Source organism: Arthrobacter sp. C2 (genome assembly GCA_024207135.1).
Classification (GTDB): Bacteria; Actinomycetota; Actinomycetes; order Actinomycetales; family Micrococcaceae; genus Paeniglutamicibacter.
In genome coordinates, this window is record CP042428.1 from 3,271,773 (window position 1) to 3,289,529 (window position 17,757).

Genomic DNA, 17,757 nt, shown 5'->3' on the forward strand with positions numbered 1-17,757 from the left:
TCATGATCATCGAGCAGCTATCGGGGAACAAGAAAGATGTTCCCGCGGCCGAGCTGGCGAAGCTGCACGAGGAAAAAGTCGTGCTGCCCTCGTCGGCACTGGTCAAGCGCATCCAGCGCGTCACCACCGACCACGGGCGGGAGCTGGGCATCCGCCTGGCCCCGGGACCCGACCTGGCCGACGGGGACATCCTGTTCCGCAACGAGCAGGAGATCATCACGATCTCGGTGCTGCCCACCGACGTGTTGGTCATTGCCCCGGGATCCGTCTTCGAGATGGGGCAGGTCGCGCACGCGCTGGGCAACCGGCACCTGCAGGCCCAGTTCTTCGACGCGGATTCCGACTACGGGACGGCGGTGATGGTGGTGCAGTACGACCACACCGTGGAGGACTTCCTCAAGCACCACCACACGCCGTACCAGCGCCAGGAACGCGTGATGCCGGTGCCGTTCCGCCATGCCGAACACACCCACTAGGCAGGCGGCGGGGCACCTGCTCACGCTGCTGCAACTGACCGACTCGGCGCTGCCCACCGGCGCATTCAGCCACTCCATGGGCCTGGAAAGCTACCTATCCACCCGGGCGGTGCACGACGAGGCCAGCTTCACGCTGTGGCTGGAGAAGTTCCTGTCCCAGTCGCTGGCCTACACCGACGGACTCACCGTGCGCCTCGCCCACGAGGCCGCCGGGGGAGAAGCGCTGGCGCGCCTCGATGCGCTGGTGACCGCCGCGGCGGTGCCCCGGCAGATCCGCGAGGCCGGGGTGAAGATGGGTGCACGCATGCTGCACGTGGCCACCAGCGTCTTCCCCACGCCCGAACTGGAAGCGTACCGCCTGCAGGTGGAGTCAGGGGCGTGCTCAGGACATCCGGGCATCGCCTTCGCCCTGGGCGCGAAAGGCGCCGGCGCCCCGTGCGCCGACACCGTGGCCGCCTACCTGTTCTCCACCATCACCTCGCTGACGCAGAACGCGATCCGCGGCATCCCGATCGGGCAGAACGCCGGGCAGCGGGTGCTGCGGGCCATGCACACCCCGGTGCTGGCGGCCGTGGAGACGATCTTCACCCTGGACGAGGAAGACCTGGGCGCGGCGGCGCCGGGCCTGGAAATAGCGCAGATGCGCCACGAACACTTGCGCGCCCGCATGTTCATGTCCTGACCGGACGGACACGCGGGGCGCGAAACCCACGACAGTAAGGAAGTGCATGATGGAACCGATTTGCATTGGCATCGGAGGCCCCGTGGGAGCGGGCAAGACCCAGCTCATCGAGCGGATCACCCGGCGGCTGAACGACGAGGTGTCGATGGCCGCGATCACCAACGACATCTACACCATCGAGGACGCCAAGATCCTGGCGGCCAACGGCGTGCTGCCGCTGGATCGGATCGTCGGCATCGAGACCGGCGGCTGCCCGCACACCGCGATCCGCGAGGACACCTCGATGAACTCCGCGGCCATCGAGGAGCTCAAGGCCAAGCACCCGGATTTGCAGATCATCTTCGTCGAATCCGGGGGAGACAACCTCTCGGCGACGTTCTCCCCGGAGCTGGTGGACTTCTCCGTCTACATCATCGACGTGGCCCAGGGCGAGAAGATCCCGCGCAAGGCCGGCCAGGGCATGATCAAGTCGGATTTGTTCATCATCAACAAGACCGACCTGGCCCCGTACGTGGGTGCCGACCTGTCGGTGATGGAGCGCGACTCCAAGGAGTTCCGCGGGGACAAGCCGTTCTGCTTCACCAACCTCAAGACCGACGAGGGACTGGACACCGTGATCGACTGGCTCAAGCACGAGGTGCTGATGCTGGATCTGGGCTAGGGCCAATGGCACCGAAAATGGCCGAACAGCCGGCGATCCGGGAGCTGGGCCCCTCGCCCTTTGAAGGAACCAAGCTCGTCGGCGAGCTGCGCCTGCAGGTGGGCACGCGCGCCGGCAAGGCCATCGCCACGCGGCAGTACCACCAGGGCGCGCTGCGGATCCTGCGCCCGCACTACCTCGATGACACCGCCCAGGTCTGCTACACCATCGTGAATCCCGGCGGCGGGTACCTGGGCGGGGACAACTACGGCATCGAGGTCTCGGTGGACGAGGGCACCTCGCTGCTGCTGACCACCCAGTCGGCGACCAAGGTCTACAAGACCCCGGGGAGCTTTGCCCGCCAGGACATGGTGGTGCGCCTGGGGCCGGGCGCGGTGCTCGAATACGTGCCCGACCAGCTCATTGCCTACCGCGGGGCCAGCTACCGGCAGTTCACGCGGGTGGACATGCACCAGGACTCCAGCCTGCTGTTCTGCGAGGTGCTCACCCCCGGGTGGAGCCCGGATGGGAAGCTCTTCCGCTACGACGAGGTGCGCCTGCGCACCGAGGTCAGCGTGGGAGGCAAGCTCGCGGTGCTGGACAACCTGCTGGTGCGGCCCGGGGAGGACTCGCTGGATTCGCTGCTTTTCCTGCAGGATTTCACGCACGTGGGCATGCTGCTGGCCATCGATGCGAAGATCGGGGCGTCGGATGTCGAGCGCATCCGCGAGCTGGCCTACCGCATGGGGGAAGCGCAGCGCACGCCGGTGCACCTGGGCATCAGCCAGGTGCCGGGCCCGGGCGTCGCGGTGCGGGCACTGTCGAACTCCACCGAGGCCATCAATGCGGTCCTGATGGCCGTGGTTGACGAGCTTCGCCTCCACCTGAGGGGCCAAAAGGCACTGAACCTGCGCAAGTACTAGGGCGTGCGCCCCACGGGCCAAGGCCGACAGCCCGCCACTCGGAGCGCGGGGAGGTTGCGCGGGGAGCCAGATTCGTGCTCTCCCGCCGCGCGCAAGGTTCGGGTTTGCCGACCGGCCCCTGTGCCCGGCACGCCCCCAAGTTTGGTCGTGCCGAGTACACGGGCGATCGTCCTGAAACCGCCGCGGTTCCCGCTTGCGGATGCCAAGTGGAGCCTTGGTATTAAATTCCAATTGAGGAATATATCCATGGTCCGGACATCCCATGATGCCGCGGGGCCGAGGCTCTCGGTGGCCAGATGTCAAGATCGAGACGTCTGGCATTCGACCGCTGGCCGCCACCCAAATATCAACATAGCTGACGCGGCAAGCAAAAATGCCCGAACTTCCGGTTCTCGAACAACCCCGAACAAAGCCGAATTGTCCGAACGGGTCGTCACAACGTTCCTAGTGGGGCAGCCGGATGCCTAAGATTGCAGGTGACGCATGGCGCGGGATGCGCGCCCGTGGCCGAAGAGGACCAAATGACTGACCAACCCCGCGCAGTGGACGCCCCTATGGGTGCGTATGACGAAATTGCGCAGGACCTGCAGCAATTGCGCTTCGCCGCTGGCGACGTTTCCTACGCCGAGATCGTTCGACGCATTGCCGCCCACCGGGAACGCAACGGCGTGGACGCCGGCAATGCCCGTCCCGCCCGCACCACCGTCTATGACGCCTTCCGGACCGGACGGACCCGGGTCAACCCCCATCTTGTCGGCGAAATCGCCCGCGTCCTGGAGGCCTCCGAAATCGAGTCCGCACAATGGGAGGAACGGTGCCTTCTCGCCAGAAGGAACCTGCCAGCGGCACCGGCCGTGACGCCTGAACCGGACGTCTTGCCTGAACCGGCTCAGTCGGACCCTCGGCCCGCGGTGGTCGAAACGGCGGCTCCGGCCAATGGCCGGAAGTTTATGCTGGTTTTGGCATGCATCGGATTAAACGTCCTGGGGTTCACGCTCGTGGCCAGGTTGGGGCTGCCGCTCTACTTCGACATGGTGGGCACGGCGATAGCCGCAATCGCGCTTGGCCCCTGGGCGGGCGTGGCGGTGGGGTTGTCAACGAACGCCATTGGCCTGGGCATCACCGACTCCTCGTCGATTGCCTTCGCGCTGGTCAACGTCGTCGGCGCCCTGGTGTGGGGGTACGGGGCACGCAGCCTCCGGCTGTGCCGGACCTTCCCCGGATACCTGTTGCTCAATGTCCTGGTCGCCCTCAGCTGTTCGGTGGTCGCAACCGCGTTGCTGCTCCTGCTGTTCAACGGCGGAACCGGCCACGCCTCGGAGCACACGACCCGGAACCTCGCCCAGATGGGCAATCCCCTGTCCGTGGCCGTCCTGGGATCGAATGTGGTTCATTCGTTGGCCGACAAACTGCTGACCGGCTTCATTGTCCTTGGCGCGCTGGGTGCCGTGCGGCGATGGATCGAGGTTCCGTTCTACGACAACCTGAGTGCGGACGTGATGCTCCACGTAAAGGCGATCGGCAACCCCGTCCGCGGTGCCGGGCATGGTTCCCGCCCATTGCCCGCCAACCTGGCGGTCAATGGGCCGGTGCCCGGGACCCGGAGGGGCTTCTCGAAACAGGCCCCCGATTCACCGTGAACCGTCTCCCCGTCCGGGACCTGTCCGCCGGGCGGCATGCTGGGTTTAGGCGCGCCCGGTACGATCTCCTGCCCGGTTGATCCCCGCCAGGTCCAGCATCCTGTCGGCGACCCCCGACAGCGCGGCGGTGTCGTGCGAGGCGATGAGGACCGCGGCCCCTGCTGCGGCACGGTTCGCCAGCATTCCCAGGACGGCAGCGGTGTTTTCGGAATCAAGCTGGGCCGTGGGTTCGTCGCAGAGGAGCACGTCGGGGTCCAGTGCCAGGGCGCGGGCCACCATGGCCCGCTGGAGCTGCCCGTCCGAGACCTGGTGCGGGTAGCGGTGCAGGAGTTCCGGATCCAGCTGCGCCAGTTCGGCCAATTCGGCCAGGCGTCCGGCGTGGCGCCGCGGATGCGGACGCCACCAGCCCTCGCGGAAGGACAGCGGCGCGCTAATCAGGGCATCGAGGCGCATTCGCGGATCGGCCGCTGCCCGTGGTGACTGCAGCACCACGCCCACGGATCGGCGCACCTCCCGCGGCACCGGGGCGCCGGGGGCAAAGCCCCGCCCGTTGATGAGCACGGTTCCCGCATCCGCGGGCACCATCAAGGCGGCAATGCGCAGCAGCGTCGACTTGCCGGCAGCCGACGGGGCACGGAGCCCCACCATTTCCCCCGCGCCCACGGCCAGGTCCACCCGGTCCAGCAGCTTCCCGGCCGCCTGGTCGGCACCGGGGTGCGTGAAAGCGACATCCCTCAGCTCCAGGCTCATGCGGGGGCCCCCAGCAGCATGCCGGTCTCCGGATGCGCACTGTCGCCCAGCACCTCGGCGGCGGGTCCGGAATCGACGACCCGCCCGTGGCGGAGCACCACCACGTGGTCGGCGAGACGGCGGGCCAGCTCGAGGTCGTGGGTGACCATGACGACGGTCGTGCCCGCCGCAGCCCGGGACCGCAGGAGCGTTTCGATGTGGCCAACGGTGTCGGCATCCAATGCGCTGGTGGGCTCGTCCACCAGCAGGATCCGTGACTCCACGGCAACGCCCAGCGCCAGGGCCACGCGCTGGGCCTGCCCGCCGGAGAGCTCGTGGGGGTGGCGCCCGGCCAGCGCGCCGTCTACGGCTGCGGCCTCGAGCGCCGCCAGGACATCGGCGGAGGACCCAGGACGCCCGGAGGCCCGGAGGGTCTGCCGCATCTGCGCGGCAACCCTGCGCACCGGGTTCAGCGCTGTGGCGGCCGAGCCCGGCACCAGCACGGTGCCGGTGCCCCGTGCGGCGGCCAGCCCTGCCGCATCCAGTGTCCGCCCGTTGATCACGATGTTTCCCGTGAAACGGGCACCGGCCGGCAGCAGCCCGACGAGCGTCCGCAGCAGCAGGGACTTGCCTGCCCCCGAGGCGCCCAGGATGACATTGATGCACCCGGCCTCGGCCCGGAAGTCGATTCCCTTGAGCACCAGCGTGCTTGCCCGCGGGTCGGTGGTCGAGGGGAGCCGGAGGTCCAAGCCGGAAACCAGGATCGCCGGACTGCCGGGGGCATGGTCCGAGGCGGCGTGGGTGGCCGAAGCTGCCGGCGAAGCGGCCGTGCCGGTGCAGGGGCCTCGTCCGAAGAGCCTGGACAGCCGGCGGCGCCGGGAGGTCCCCGCGGTGTCGATGAGCGAAGCGGCGCACCAGCTGACCAGCACCAGCAGCCCGGCGGGGAAGGCCAGCAGCCACCAGGCCCCGGCCAGCAGCCCGCCGCGGGCATCCTCCAGCAGCAGGCCCAGCGATGCGGATTCGGGCGGAAGCCCCACCCCCAGGAAGGAGAGCGAGCTCTCATGCCAGATGGCGTGGGGCAGCTGCAGCACCAGGGCGATGGCGGCCTGCGGCGCAACGGCGGGAACCAGGTGGGTGCACCAGATCGCTGCCGCCGGGGCTCCGGAGGCACGGGCCAGCTGCACGTAGTCAGCGGTGCGTTCGGCGAGCAACCGCGAGCGCACGATCCGTGCGACCTGCGTCCAGTGGGTCAAGGCAATGGACAGCACGATCGCCCACCATTGCCCGCGCCACAGGGCCACGATGACCACCGCCAGCAACAGGTGCGGCAGGGCGTTGGTCGTGTCCACCAGGCGCATGGCCAGGCGGTCAACGATCCCCCCGCGCCAGGCGGCCAGCAGCCCCACGCCCACACCGAGCGCCGTGGAGAACACCGAGGCGCCCAGCGCCAGGAGCAGGGACATGCGCAGGCCCTGGGCCGAACGGATCCAAACGTCCCGGCCCAACTGGTCGGTGCCGAAGAAATGCTCGGGGGAGGGCGCCCGGAGCACCGCGGACAGGTCCACCGCGCGCGGGTCCAGGGGTTGCAGCCACGGAACCAGCACGGCGAAGGCGAGGACAATCCCCAGCAGCACCACGGGAAGCGGGCGGGGCCTAGACATCGCCCACCCGCGGATCAAGCAGCAGGTAGCAGGCGTCGGCCAGCGCGGACCCGGCAAAGACCGCCGCGCAGGTCAGCGCGGTCACCGCGGCCAGCAGCGGGAAGTCGCCGGCGGTCGCCGAGGACACCGTGGCCGAGGCCAGGCCCGGCCAGGAAAACACCGCCTCGATGAGCAGCGCCCCGGTGACCAGCTCGCCGAGCCGGGAACCCAGCACCGTGATGAACGGCAGCAATGCGACCGGAAGCACGTGGGTGCGCAGCACCGTGAACTCGCCGAGCCCGCGGCCGCGCGCGGCCAGCACCGCATCGGATTCCAGCGCTTCGAGCAGCGAGGCCCGCAGGTTCAGCACCAGCCACGGCAATAGGGTCACGGCCAGCACTCCCACGGGCAGGACCAGGTGCAGGGCAAGGCCCTCGGGCGTGGGGTCGGCCCCTCCCGAGGAGGCGCCGCCGGCCGGCAGACCCAGCCCGATCGCAAAGACGGCGATGGCCACCAGGCCCAGGACGAAGGGCGGAATCGCCTGGGCAAGGTGCACCAGCCCCAGGCCGAGGGCGTCCACGGGGGAGCCCGGGCGCCGGGCGGCACCCGCCGCCAGCAGCACGGAGAGCGCAATGGCGACCATTAGCCCGAGCCCCACCAGCAGCGCGGTGTAGGGGAGGCGTTCGGAAACCACCTGGGCCACCGGCTGGCCGAAGAGCCGGGAGATTCCCCAGTCCCCGCGCAGGGCACCGGAAGCCCAGCGCCCCCAGATTGCGTACCAGGCGTCGTTGAGTCCCAGCCGGTCGACCAGTTGCGCGCGCGCCTCCGGGGTCGCGTGTTCGTATTGGGTGCCCATGTACAGGGCCAACGGGTTGAAGGGGGCCAGGGACGCGAGCCAGAAGACCGCCGCGGTGATTGCGGCCGTGGCCGGGACCCCCACCAGGGCCCGGCGTCCGAGCAGGGTCAGGACCTCGCCGGCACGCGAGCGGCGTCGTTTCGTGCCCGCCGTCGGGACGCGCGTGCTCATGGTTTCGGGACCCATTGGCCGATCTTGACCCACGGGCCCCACGCGGTGCCGTGGTCGTGGGGTTCGAGCAGCGTCCCGGTGCCGGTCCAGGCCTCGGAGACGGAGGTGCGCTGGATGTAGGTGTGGTCGATGAACGCGAGCAGCACCATGGATGGGTCCTCGACGTAGCGGCGCTGAACCTCACGGTAGGCGGCGGCGCGTTTGGTCTCATCCAGGGTGGTGCGCCCGGTTTCCAGGGCCCGGTCCATGGCCGGGTCGGCGAACCTGCTCGGGTTGTCGTAGTAGGCGCCGGCCGCCGGGTAGGAGGAGTGCAGCATCTTGTACAGCTGGGTGTCCACGTCGTAGGGGGTGTCGCCGCCGCCGAGCATGATCGCATCGGTGCCCACCCGCGGCTCGGCCATCTCGAAGGTTGCTGCCTCGACCGGAACGTCGATGCCCAGCTGCTTCATCTGGGCGGAGAACGCCAGGGACATGTCCCGGCGCAGCTGGTCCCCGGGGTTGTACATGAGCGTGAACGCGGCAGGGGTCCCGTCCTTGGAGCGCATGGAGTCAGCTTCGAGAACCCATCCGGCCTCGTCCAACAGTTGGGCGGCGCGGGCCGGGTCGTGGGCAAAGACGGCCGCGGGGTCGAAGGCATCCCCGTACTCGGCGGGAACAAAGGTGTGGGCCGGGCGCCCGGCGCCGGCCAGGACCCCGTCGACCAGGCCCTGCCGGTCCACCGCAAGGTTCAGCGCAAGGCGCACCTTCGGGTCGGACGTCAGCGGGTTGTCCGCCGGCAGGGAGAGTCCGCGCCAATCCGCGGAAGTGGCCGTCACCTGCTCGAAGGCCGTATTGGCCTCGAAGGTGGCCGCCAGGCGCGGGGGCAGCACGGTGCCGTCGAATTCCCCGGCCAGCATGCGCTGGGCGCGGGCGTTGTCATCGGGGGCCGCCTCATAGGTGACGCGCTTGAGCGCGGCCTCGCCGTCGCGGTATTCCGCGTTGGCCACCAGGACCAGGCGCGAGGGGCCGATCGAATCCACCAGGTAGGGTCCGGTGCCCACCGGTGTCCGGTTCAAGGCCGATTCCTCGACCCGTTGTCCGGGCTCGATGGCTTCGGACGGGGCGATGCCGATGAGCATCGCGGTCTTGAACGAGACCTGGGATTCGCGCAGCGTGAATTCGACGGTGTGCGCATCCAGGGCCTTGACGTCCACGACGTTTGAGAGCGTGCCGATGATCGGCGAGGCGCTCGCCGGATCCATGATGGCCTGGTAGCTTGCCACGACATCCGCGGCATCAAAGGCGGTTCCGTCGCTGAACCGGGCGTCGTCGCGCAGCGGGACCGTCCACGTGCGCGCATCGGCGGAAACGGTTGGTTCGTCCGCTGCCAGCAGGGGCGTGATCCGCGGCAACCGGTCGGGGGAGCCGGTGAGGGTGTAGAGGGATTCGTTGATCTTGCCCGTGCCGTTGTTGTCGAATCCGGCCAGCGGATTGAGCGTCTCGGGAAGGGCCGCGGTGAGCAGGGACAGCGCGGGCTGGGCGGGCTTCGCGCCGCTGGTCCCGGGAGCCGCAGGTGCGCAACCGGTGCCGACCAATAGAATGGAGGTAAGAACGGCCAGCGTCGTCAGGCGTTGTGGATTTCGCACGTTTTGGGTTTGGGCCTTTCATCCGGGTCGCCGACGGGCAAACGGGATGCGGCAACGCCCCTACTGTACATCTGTCCAGGTGGACAGATGAAGGGTTCGGGGCATGGGTCCGGTGAGCTTGGGCACCAGCCCGCAACGAAGGGAAGGAGGGGACCACATGCCGGAAACGGAACACAGCAAGATCGGGGCGGACGCGGTGGCCGCCTCGGAGCCGAACATGCCCGACTGGATCGACGTCTTTGCCTTGGTTGCGGATGCCACGCGAATGAAGATCCTCATCGCCATGCATGCCGCCCCGGACTCCGCGGTCAGCCAGCTGGCCGCCGCCACGGCGCTGGGAGCGAACACCGTCACCCAGGCCCTGGCCACCTTGCACAAGGCGGGCGTGGTGAGCGTGCGTGCCGACGGCCGCTACCGCCGCTGGACGCTGACCCACCCCGAGGTCCACCGGCTGCTGCACCAGATGCAGGCACCGCATTCGGAATTGCATCCCGAGCACCCGGATCACTGAGGCCCCGGGCACGTCGTGCTGCCCGGAATAGGGGATGCCCGCTCAGCGGCTACCCCGGCAAACTCCGGCAGGGCTTGATCGGCGACGAAGCGTTCGTCCCTTCCTGATGGGCATCATCTCGAACCCCGGAGGCTACGCCGCTGCGGGTGACGTGTGCGGCATCTGAAACCGCCTTGGCGGCAACTTTCGCTGCCGCCAAGGCGGTTCCATGTTCGGTTCGTGTGACGACTACTGTTCCGGATTTTGCTTATGTCCGTAGACGGTCTTGCGCAAGTCGAACCTGGACTTCCGCAACACGTCAAACTCCGGATCCCTCCGAAGCTCTATGGTCAGCGATACTCCCAACAGCGCAACGATGATGGTGAAGGGCAGCGCGGACAGCATCGCTGCCTGTTGCAATGCCGCCAGACCGCCAACCAAGAGAAGCAGCACGGCGCTGACCCCGGTCAGTACGCCCCAAATGGTCAGCACCGGCCGGGTCGGCGTCAAGTGTCCCTTGCTGGACATCATGCTCAACACATAGGTGTTTGCGTCGGCACCCGAGATAAAGAACAGCGCCACAAGAATCATGGTGATCACGGAAGTGACCTGCACTAGCGGCAGCTCGTTGAGCATCGCAAAGAATGCCGAATTCAGGTTCTCCGCCGTTTGCGCTGCGATGGGTGCCCCATCCATCTCGAATTTGATGGCGGTTCCGCCGAAGATTGTGAACCACGCGAAGAACACCAGGCTGGGGACACCGAGGACGCCCGCTACGAACTGGCGGATGGTCCGGCCCTTGGAGATTTTCGCCAGAAAAACGCCCACGAAGGCTCCCCAACTGAGCCACCAAGCCATCATGAAGTAGGTCCACCACTGCATCCACTGAAGGTCGTCCGGAGTGGAGGGAGTGATCAGGGAAACCTGGAAGAAGTCACTCACATATTGGCCGATGGACCGGAAGAAGATATTGCCGATGAAGCTGGTCGGTCCCATCAGCAGGACGAATAGGGCCAGACCAGCCGAAAGGGCCATCGTGATCTGACTTATGTACTTGATGCCGCGGTTAACCCCCGACAGCGCCGAAAGCGTGAACAAGACGGTGATGATGGCGATGATGATGACTTGGACACTGAGCCCGGTTGGTAGTCCGAATACCCGGTTCAGCCCTTCCTCGATCTGGGCCGCACCTAGGCCCAGCGACGTTGTGGTGCCGAATAGCGTAGCTAGGATGGCAAACACATCGACGAGTTTCCCAAACCAGCCATCCACCAATTTCCCCAGCACAGGGCGCAACATGGGGGAGACCAGTCCCGGGCGCCCCTTGCGGTGCGTTGAGTAGCCGATGGCCAGGCCGAAGACGCCGAAAACCGCCCAAGCGTGGGGGCCCCAGTCGAAGAAGCTGAATTGCAGCGCGCGTACGGCGGCAGCCATGGTCTCGGGCTCTTCCAGAGCATGCGGAGGAGCCATGAAGTGGGAGATCGGCTCCGCGACGCCGTAGCTGATCAGGCCGATTCCCATCACGGCCGACAGGATCATCGCGAGCCAGGCCCACGTGGAGAATTCCGGCCTGTCGTCGTTCGAGCCGAGCCGGATGCTGCCGTAGCGGCTCGCTCCCAGATAAATCATCAGGCCGATGCACCCCAGCGTTACCAACAGATAGCTCCAGCCGACGGAGCGGGTGATCCACTCCATGCTGCTGGTCATCAGGTATCCCAAGCTCGCCGGGGAGATGCTGGCCCAGAGCAGGAACCCGGCAAGAAGGACCAGAGACGCCCAGAACACGGCGCCCACCTTGGGCAGGTCCGAGTGCCGTCTCGCTGGAGTTGGCTGAGTCGGACCCGGACTGGGTTTCTCTACCAATGTCTTCTCGACCATAGTGGTCTCCTACTTCTCTGATCTGGTCCGCTGGAACGCGCGGTCCGTTAGCTGGTGGTGCTTTGGCAAGGGCTAAAGCGAGGCGAGGTTTGCCCCGTCGTAGAAGCGCCCTGCCTTGTAGACCATGGGTTCGATGTCGGTAACCTCTGCATGGCGCACACGGCAGACAAAAATCGTGTGGGTCTTGGCCTGGAAGCGTTCGCGGATTTCCGCCTCGATCATGGCCGATGAAGAGTCGATCAACGGGCTGCCTTCCGGGCCCTGGTGCCACTCGATGTCGGCGAACTTGTCGGTCGACTTCGAGGCGAACGTGGAAACGGTGTCCTTCTGCTCGCGGGAAAGGATGTTGATTCCGAGGTGGGTGGAAGCGAACAACGCCGGGTACGTTGAAGACGTCTTCTGCACGCACACCATGACCAGTGGCGGTTCCAAGGAAATCGAGGAGTAGGCGTTGACGGCAAGGCCCTTGGGCTTTCCGTCTTCCATGGTGGTCACCACGGTCACACCGGTGACGAACTGGCGGTTGAATGCCTTCATCGCGTCAAGGTCGGGTTCCCCCGACAGATCGACCACGACGACCTCCGCTGTCTGTTCCTTCTCGGCAGCGATGGCGTCGGACAGCGAACGGATTCCGAGCGCGTTGAGCAATTCGGTTCCGTCCCAGGTGACCGTTTCTCGGTGGATCAGCCCGTCGCGCAATTCGACTTGATTGGAGCCCTGGGTTACGACGGACTTGCCGGTGGCCGGCACACCAAGGAACGTTTCGGTGTGCGTGCCGGTGGTCGTCCAGAAGATGGCCGCCCGCTCGCCGTCGGCGATGATCGAATCAATGGTCGTGCTCAGATCCGGAAAACCCTGGCGAATGGCACGAATCTCATCCAGGTACTGGTCCAGGTTCATCGGGGAGCCGCCGGACTTGCCGTGCCGAGTGTAGCCGTCACTGGAGATGGATTTAAGAGCATCGACTTCGCCGCGATCCCATGCGGAGGTCCATGCGTTCACGAGAGTATCTTCAAATGTCTGTTGCATACTAGAGACTGTAATGCCGGTCACCATACCCGGTCAACCGGATTGCAGAAATTCCTAAATTCCCCGCGATATCAGGAACTTACTTCGGAAGCTGATGCACAGATTGACTTGATCTTGCATGCATCGTAGTGTTCTTGTATGCAAGGTACATCGGAACTCACTGACCTCGGGGCGCCTCCCCCATCGGACGATTCATTGCTTGCCCGGATCCGGGGGTTGGTGCTCGGGGGAACTTATGCTCCAGGCGAGCCGTTGTCGGAAATCTTCCTGGCCCAGCAGTTCGATGTCAGCAGGACCCCGGTGCGCGAAGCGCTGAAGCAGCTCGAGCGCGAGGGTCTGATTGAAATCAGGCCAAAGGTCGGCACATACGTCCGCGAACCAACCAAGCGGGAAATCGTCGAGCTCTTCCAGCTCAAGGAAGGCCTGGAAGGCCTGGCCGCCGGCCTGCTGGCGCGGCGGGGCAGGACGCCGAGCCTGGAATTCTTGGAGAAGAACGTCAAAGCGTCGGAGGCCGCCGCTGCGGCCCGCGATTCTGAACGCTACGCCCAGCTGGTGCATGAGTTCCACTGGGCCTTGGTCAACGGTTCCGACAACACCAAGCTGGTCGAGCACTACAGGCTGCTGATGAACCAGTTGGCCTTCCATCGATTGGTGCTCAAGACCGTGGAGAATCCACGGAGGATTTCCGCCTCCAGCGGCGAACACCGACAGGTGCTGCAGATGATCCAGGACAAGGACCACTTCGGGGCCGAGGCCGCGATGCGAAACCACGTGTATGCCTCGGCCCGCGAGTTGCTGGGTGGCAACCGCGATACGTAGCGCCCGCAGTGGTGGTGTCCGGCTCTTGCGGTCGGATGCAGATGCCCGCGACCGCCTCCATGTGGCGCGAAAGCGGCGGTGCCGGGAAGTACCAATAATGCTCATCCCGGCACCGCCGCTTTCGTGTGAGGCTAGGCCGCTGCTTCTTGAACTAACCGGATGCCTGGGCCGCAGCCTTGGTGCTATCCAGCAGTTCCGCGGTGTCCACGACCCGAACCATGGGTGACAGCAGCTTCATGAGGCCAATGGCCTGGTCATGCGCCTCCGGAGTCGCCCCGCCGCAGGCGTCGGCCACTAAGGTGACGTGCTTTCCTGCGTCGACCGCACCCATCACCGTTGACAACACGCAGCAGTCCGTGGCGACGCCACATACAATCAAGTGTTCGTTGTCGGCGGTCAGTGAAGCCAACTCTGGACCCCACTTCGAGAACGTTGGCAGGGTCAGGACTTGGTCGCGCTGGGAGACAGACAGGGTCAGGTCCCAGTCAACTGCGTGGGGTTCCAGCCGGCAGGATCCCCACCGGTCGTAGTATGCGCCCCAACTGCCTTGTTCCTCGGGGTCCCTGACGAACCTCGTCCAGATGACGTTCGAGGGGAACCGGGAAACGAGCCGTCCGACCCTTGACGCCACCTGCTCGTACGTCGATACGTGCCACTGGCTGTGCGGATCCTGAAAGATCACCTGCATGTCGATGGCCACGAGTGCACTATTCCCCTGCACGATGCGCATCGGTGAATTCCCGGTCATGTTACTTGGCCTCTACCTTTTCGGTTCGGGGGTCGTTCGCCGCATGGTCTCGGCCGGCGGTGCGCATGAAGGGCAATACGGGTAGACGGTACAGCAATAGGTACGCAGCCGTCGATGCCAAGGCTCCGGTGACGAACCCGAGATCTCCCCAAGCCACGAACGCGTTGGCCAACGGGCCTGTCCAAAGGCTGGTGTTCCAGAACAGGGAGGAGACCACGCAACCGATGAGCCATGCCGCGAATCCCCACTCGATCGAACGACGGCGATCGAACAGTTCGGTGACGGCCTTTGAAAGGTCGCGGCGCATGCGCAAATAGTAGTCCAGCAGCAGGATGGTGCTGAACGGAACGACCAAGTACGCCAAGACCGAGAGGAAGTCGTAGAAGTTTCCGTAGGGATTGGTTTGCATCAGCAACGTGATCCACAGGCTGACCGCGGCAATGATGATCACGCCGACAACACGGTTGACCGGGACGCGGATCGTGAGCAGCGACAGGGATCCGCCATAGAGGTTCATGGCGCTGACCGGCAGCGTCGAAATTACTACGGTGATCATGGCCACCGGCGCCCAGGAACCGGTGAGTTCGGCCAGCGCTGCGATCGCATCTAGCTCACCGGCGAAACTCGAAACGAGCACTCCGATGCCGCCCAGCCAGGTCATGGCGACGAAGCTTCCGGCCGCGGTATAGCCCATCACCTTGAAGTGCGGGGTCTTGCGCGGAAGGTAGCGGGAGAAGTCGGAAGCGAACGGGGTCCAGGTCATCACATAGGCGAAGAAGAAGCCTGCGAAGGTTGCCCATCCGGCAAAACTTCCCATGTATAGCGGAGCCTCGACGTTGACCGCCGCACTGAAGTCGGCCTCGCGCATTGACAGCACGGTGATCACGGCAAAGAGGATGGCCAGCACCACCGTGGCGATCTTGTTGACGAGGTGGACAAGGTTGTGGCCCCAGATGGCGAAGACCGATTGCACGGCGAAAATGAGCGACGCTGCGAGCCAGAAGGGCACATCGACGAGCATGCGCAGGGCGATCACGGCGAAAACGGTGTTGACTGCCGTCCAACCGATGGCTGAAACGATGGTCAGCAGCGTGATTGGCGCGAAGTTGGCGTAGAAGCCCATTGGGCCTCGGCCCTGCACCTGTTGCGGAACCCCAAGCTTCGTTCCGATCCCGGCCAGAACGCCCATGACGATAACGCCCAAGAGGGTTCCGACTGCCACGGCGCTCAACCCTTGCCACACCGAAAGGCCGAACATCGAGGAGAAGAATCCGGAGACCATGACGGCAAGCACCATGTTGGCGGCGAACCACAGGGTGAATTGGTTGCGGGAATGGCCATGGCGCTCGCCGTCGGGAATCTCCTCGGTTGCGAATGGCTCTGCCTTGGTAAGCGACGTGCCGTACGCAGGTTGCGAGTCATCGTACTGTGACATCGTTATGTCCTTTGTCTGTGAGTGAATGCGAAATAGCCACAGGCCGGGCGGCCCACGTGGGGAAGATCCGACCCTCCGGGGCTTTGAACGGAGGGATGGAGCCAGTGGCAGCCCCATATTGGCCGGGGCCATGATGTCGATCCAGCGTCGGTCGATCAGTGCTCCCGGCGCGAGGACGACGGTTGGTGGAAGCGGCGTGCCCAGGTGGAGTCCGGGTTGGGGACGCACCCCGGGTGCTGCCGTTTCCTGGACCTGCTCCGAAGATCATCCAGCGTCGACCCTCAGCGAAGCGGAACCTCTGACCGGCGGCGCCCCCAGCGTCCGCGGCCACGGTCGGCGAATAGCGAGCAGAGTCAAGAGCCCAACAAAGCGCCCGTGCTCCCTGCTCCGAGGCGCCCGTGCCCGGGAGCCGTAGAGCGGAAAAATAGTATTGATTTGTTGCATGCATCAGATCGTAGCATCTAGTGTGAGATGCGCAACAGCTTGCGCGTATCTCATGAGTTATGAGTGCACTCAAGGTGACTTCTTGCACACTCGTACAGAAAAGACTACAGTTCTTGTATGCAACAGATTGAGATTTGGGGTCTTTGACCCTGAACCCCTGTACAACGTCCGTCGGTCCGGCTGACGCCTGATTGCCGGCAGCCACGCCGCGGATTCCCGCCAGGGCAAGGCTGCCCGGAACGGGGGAAGGCGGGATGGTTGACATCCCAGGCCACAAGGGGCCCAACGACGCCACAGACCAGAAAGCTCCAAAACATGACAACAACCCCACTTGCGGCGACGACAGTAGTCGATCTCAGCACGCGTTCGACCCTAGGCGGCTATGACGACATTGCCGCAGCCATTGGACTTCGCAAGATATCGACATTCAGCGAAGAGATTCCGCATGCCGAGGGCGACTCGATCCTGCGGGCCACCTCGACCGCGGTGATTGCTAACCCGTGGAAAGGCACCGGCACCGACTTCGAGCTCGCCCCGGAAGCCGAGCGCATCGCCCCGCTGCTGTCGAAGCTGTTGACCGACCGTCTGCTGGACGTGCTGGGAGGCGCCGGGAAGGTAGAAGCATTCGGCAAAGCGGCCCTCATTGGCGCCGGGGGCGAAATCGAACACGCCGGGGCGCTGATCCATACCCCGTACTTCGGGAACCTGATGCGCGAGGCGCTGGAGGGTACCTCCATCCTGTGTTTCGCCGACGGATTCGGCCAGCCGGGTGAAAGTCTGCGGATCCCGATGTGGCACAAGACCGCACCGGCCACCCGAAGTCACTACCAGACCATTGAAATCTTCTTGTCAGATGCGCCGAACGCAGCGGAAATCGCCGTCGTCGCCGCAGCGTCCACCGGACCCCGCCCGCACGCGCGGATCGGGGACCGCAACACCGATATTCCCGTCACCTCCGAGATCCTGAAGGAAATTACACTGTGAAATACCGCAAGCTTGTGACCATCGTCGAGGAAACCACCCGTGAGGGCGGCCGCGACGTCGACCCCGTCGCCCGCATCGCCATCGTAGCGGCGATCTTCGACAACCCGTGGGCAGGCCAGGGCTTCGTCGAGGACCTGAACGCCGGCATCGACGCCGTCGCCTCCGACCTCGGCGCGCTGTTGGCGCCGAAGGTCATCGAGGCGCTGGGCGCCCCGCTGGAGGCCTATGGAAAGGCCGCCATTGTCGGGCTTGAAGGGGAGATTGAACACGGTTCCGCGCTGATCCACACACTGAAGTTCGGCAACCACTTCCGCGATGCGGCTCAGGCGACCACCCTGTTGCCGGCCGTGGAAAAGCGCGGCCCGGCAGGGGTGCACTTCGACATCCCGCTGAAACACTTCACCGACGCCACCATTCGCTCGCACCACCAGAGCATCGAGGTCAGCATCCCCGATGCCCCGCACCCGGGGGAGATCATCATCGCCCTGGCGGCGGCCACCGGTGGCCGTCCTCAGCAGCGCCTGGCAGCGCTCTCGACCGAGCTCTAG

The 17,757-nt window shown here is 65.6% G+C and carries 17 protein-coding genes; 9 read left to right on the forward strand and 8 right to left on the reverse strand.

Going from position 1 to position 17,757, the window contains the following annotated elements; all coding sequences use genetic code 11:
- The first annotated feature begins 2 nt into the window (after nt 1-2).
- The 5 genes from ureE (at nt 3) to FPY90_RS15220 (ending at nt 4,361) form a co-directional block, all read left to right on the forward strand.
- The gene (gene ureE, locus FPY90_RS15200; protein ID WP_498681867.1) at nt 3-476 is read left to right on the forward strand and encodes an urease accessory protein UreE; all 474 of its coding nucleotides are present in this window, start codon (nt 3-5) and stop codon (nt 474-476) included.
- On the forward strand, nt 457-1,158 hold the full coding sequence (locus tag FPY90_RS15205; RefSeq protein WP_498681869.1) for an urease accessory protein UreF: 702 nt from the start codon (nt 457-459) through the stop codon (nt 1,156-1,158). Before ureE ends, FPY90_RS15205 begins: the two co-directional genes overlap by 20 nt.
- A gap of 46 nt (nt 1,159-1,204) precedes the next feature.
- Nucleotides 1,205-1,819 carry an urease accessory protein UreG gene (ureG, locus tag FPY90_RS15210; protein ID WP_071214615.1) on the forward strand — a complete coding sequence of 205 codons (615 nt, stop codon included), beginning with the start codon at nt 1,205-1,207 and terminating at the stop codon, nt 1,817-1,819.
- A gap of 17 nt (nt 1,820-1,836) precedes the next feature.
- The gene (locus tag FPY90_RS15215) at nt 1,837-2,721 is read left to right on the forward strand and encodes an urease accessory protein UreD (RefSeq protein WP_498681871.1); all 885 of its coding nucleotides are present in this window, start codon (nt 1,837-1,839) and stop codon (nt 2,719-2,721) included.
- 554 nt (nt 2,722-3,275) lie between these two features.
- A complete protein-coding gene (locus FPY90_RS15220; protein ID WP_498681872.1) occupies nt 3,276-4,361 on the forward strand; it encodes an ECF transporter S component in 1,086 nt (361 codons plus the stop codon).
- A 45-nt stretch (nt 4,362-4,406) separates the two neighbouring features.
- Here FPY90_RS15220 and FPY90_RS15225 read toward each other — a convergent pair whose 3' ends face one another.
- From FPY90_RS15225 to FPY90_RS15240, 4 genes are read right to left on the reverse strand one after another with little or no spacing between them, the layout of a single operon-like run.
- Nucleotides 4,407-5,111: an ABC transporter ATP-binding protein gene (locus FPY90_RS15225; RefSeq protein ID WP_498681873.1), complete on the reverse strand. Its 705-nt coding sequence runs from the start codon at nt 5,109-5,111 to the stop codon at nt 4,407-4,409.
- Nucleotides 5,108-6,751: an ABC transporter permease subunit gene (locus FPY90_RS15230; protein WP_498681876.1), complete on the reverse strand. Its 1,644-nt coding sequence runs from the start codon at nt 6,749-6,751 to the stop codon at nt 5,108-5,110. The genes FPY90_RS15225 and FPY90_RS15230 overlap by 4 nt, the downstream gene beginning before the upstream one ends.
- Nucleotides 6,744-7,772, reverse strand: a complete 1,029-nt coding sequence (locus FPY90_RS15235) for an ABC transporter permease (RefSeq protein ID WP_498681878.1) — start codon at nt 7,770-7,772, stop codon at nt 6,744-6,746. The genes FPY90_RS15230 and FPY90_RS15235 overlap by 8 nt, the downstream gene beginning before the upstream one ends.
- The gene (locus tag FPY90_RS15240; RefSeq protein WP_498681880.1) at nt 7,754-9,382 is read right to left on the reverse strand and encodes an ABC transporter substrate-binding protein; all 1,629 of its coding nucleotides are present in this window, start codon (nt 9,380-9,382) and stop codon (nt 7,754-7,756) included. Before FPY90_RS15240 ends, FPY90_RS15235 begins: the two co-directional genes overlap by 19 nt.
- A gap of 157 nt (nt 9,383-9,539) precedes the next feature.
- Here FPY90_RS15240 and FPY90_RS15245 point away from each other — a divergent pair, with 157 nt between their 5' ends.
- Nucleotides 9,540-9,893: an ArsR/SmtB family transcription factor gene (locus FPY90_RS15245; protein WP_071214618.1), complete on the forward strand. Its 354-nt coding sequence runs from the start codon at nt 9,540-9,542 to the stop codon at nt 9,891-9,893.
- A gap of 228 nt (nt 9,894-10,121) precedes the next feature.
- Here FPY90_RS15245 and FPY90_RS15250 read toward each other — a convergent pair whose 3' ends face one another.
- Together FPY90_RS15250 and FPY90_RS15255 are read right to left on the reverse strand one after the other, a co-directional pair.
- The gene (locus tag FPY90_RS15250; protein ID WP_071214619.1) at nt 10,122-11,750 is read right to left on the reverse strand and encodes a BCCT family transporter; all 1,629 of its coding nucleotides are present in this window, start codon (nt 11,748-11,750) and stop codon (nt 10,122-10,124) included.
- Between the two features lie 72 nt (nt 11,751-11,822).
- Nucleotides 11,823-12,752 (reverse strand): flavin reductase, encoded by a 930-nt coding sequence (locus FPY90_RS15255; RefSeq protein WP_286135337.1) that lies wholly within the window; start codon nt 12,750-12,752, stop codon nt 11,823-11,825.
- 279 nt (nt 12,753-13,031) lie between these two features.
- Here FPY90_RS15255 and FPY90_RS15260 point away from each other — a divergent pair, with 279 nt between their 5' ends.
- Nucleotides 13,032-13,598 (forward strand): GntR family transcriptional regulator, encoded by a 567-nt coding sequence (locus FPY90_RS15260; RefSeq protein WP_498681883.1) that lies wholly within the window; start codon nt 13,032-13,034, stop codon nt 13,596-13,598.
- Nucleotides 13,599-13,749: 151 nt separating this feature from the next.
- Here FPY90_RS15260 and FPY90_RS15265 read toward each other — a convergent pair whose 3' ends face one another.
- Together FPY90_RS15265 and FPY90_RS15270 are read right to left on the reverse strand one after the other, a co-directional pair.
- Nucleotides 13,750-14,298: a cysteine hydrolase family protein gene (locus tag FPY90_RS15265; protein ID WP_498681885.1), complete on the reverse strand. Its 549-nt coding sequence runs from the start codon at nt 14,296-14,298 to the stop codon at nt 13,750-13,752.
- Between the two features lie 49 nt (nt 14,299-14,347).
- Nucleotides 14,348-15,913 (reverse strand): purine-cytosine permease family protein, encoded by a 1,566-nt coding sequence (locus FPY90_RS15270; RefSeq protein ID WP_498681887.1) that lies wholly within the window; start codon nt 15,911-15,913, stop codon nt 14,348-14,350.
- A 627-nt stretch (nt 15,914-16,540) separates the two neighbouring features.
- Between FPY90_RS15270 and FPY90_RS15275 the strand changes: the two genes are divergently transcribed.
- Together FPY90_RS15275 and FPY90_RS15280 are read left to right on the forward strand one after the other, a co-directional pair.
- On the forward strand, nt 16,541-17,209 hold the full coding sequence (locus FPY90_RS15275) for an amino acid synthesis family protein (protein ID WP_083411187.1): 669 nt from the start codon (nt 16,541-16,543) through the stop codon (nt 17,207-17,209).
- Nucleotides 17,206-17,757 (forward strand): amino acid synthesis family protein, encoded by a 552-nt coding sequence (locus FPY90_RS15280; RefSeq protein ID WP_071214624.1) that lies wholly within the window; start codon nt 17,206-17,208, stop codon nt 17,755-17,757. Before FPY90_RS15275 ends, FPY90_RS15280 begins: the two co-directional genes overlap by 4 nt.

Bases quoted from the DNA above. Each gene is read 5' to 3' on its own strand.
- ureE (WP_498681867.1), top strand. From the start codon at position 3: ATGATCATCGAGCAGCTATCGGGGAACAAGAAAGATGTTCCCGCGGCC.
- FPY90_RS15205 (WP_498681869.1), top strand. From the start codon at position 457: ATGCCGAACACACCCACTAGGCAGGCGGCGGGGCACCTGCTCACGCTG.
- ureG (WP_071214615.1), top strand. From the start codon at position 1,205: ATGATGGAACCGATTTGCATTGGCATCGGAGGCCCCGTGGGAGCGGGC.
- FPY90_RS15215 (WP_498681871.1), top strand. From the start codon at position 1,837: ATGGCCGAACAGCCGGCGATCCGGGAGCTGGGCCCCTCGCCCTTTGAA.
- FPY90_RS15220 (WP_498681872.1), top strand. From the start codon at position 3,276: ATGGGTGCGTATGACGAAATTGCGCAGGACCTGCAGCAATTGCGCTTC.
- FPY90_RS15225 (WP_498681873.1), bottom strand. From the start codon at position 5,111: ATGAGCCTGGAGCTGAGGGATGTCGCTTTCACGCACCCCGGTGCCGAC.
- FPY90_RS15230 (WP_498681876.1), bottom strand. From the start codon at position 6,751: ATGTCTAGGCCCCGCCCGCTTCCCGTGGTGCTGCTGGGGATTGTCCTC.
- FPY90_RS15235 (WP_498681878.1), bottom strand. From the start codon at position 7,772: ATGGGTCCCGAAACCATGAGCACGCGCGTCCCGACGGCGGGCACGAAA.
- FPY90_RS15245 (WP_071214618.1), top strand. From the start codon at position 9,540: ATGCCGGAAACGGAACACAGCAAGATCGGGGCGGACGCGGTGGCCGCC.
- FPY90_RS15250 (WP_071214619.1), bottom strand. From the start codon at position 11,750: ATGGTCGAGAAGACATTGGTAGAGAAACCCAGTCCGGGTCCGACTCAG.
- FPY90_RS15270 (WP_498681887.1), bottom strand. From the start codon at position 15,913: ATGGCCCCGGCCAATATGGGGCTGCCACTGGCTCCATCCCTCCGTTCA.
- FPY90_RS15275 (WP_083411187.1), top strand. From the start codon at position 16,541: ATGACAACAACCCCACTTGCGGCGACGACAGTAGTCGATCTCAGCACG.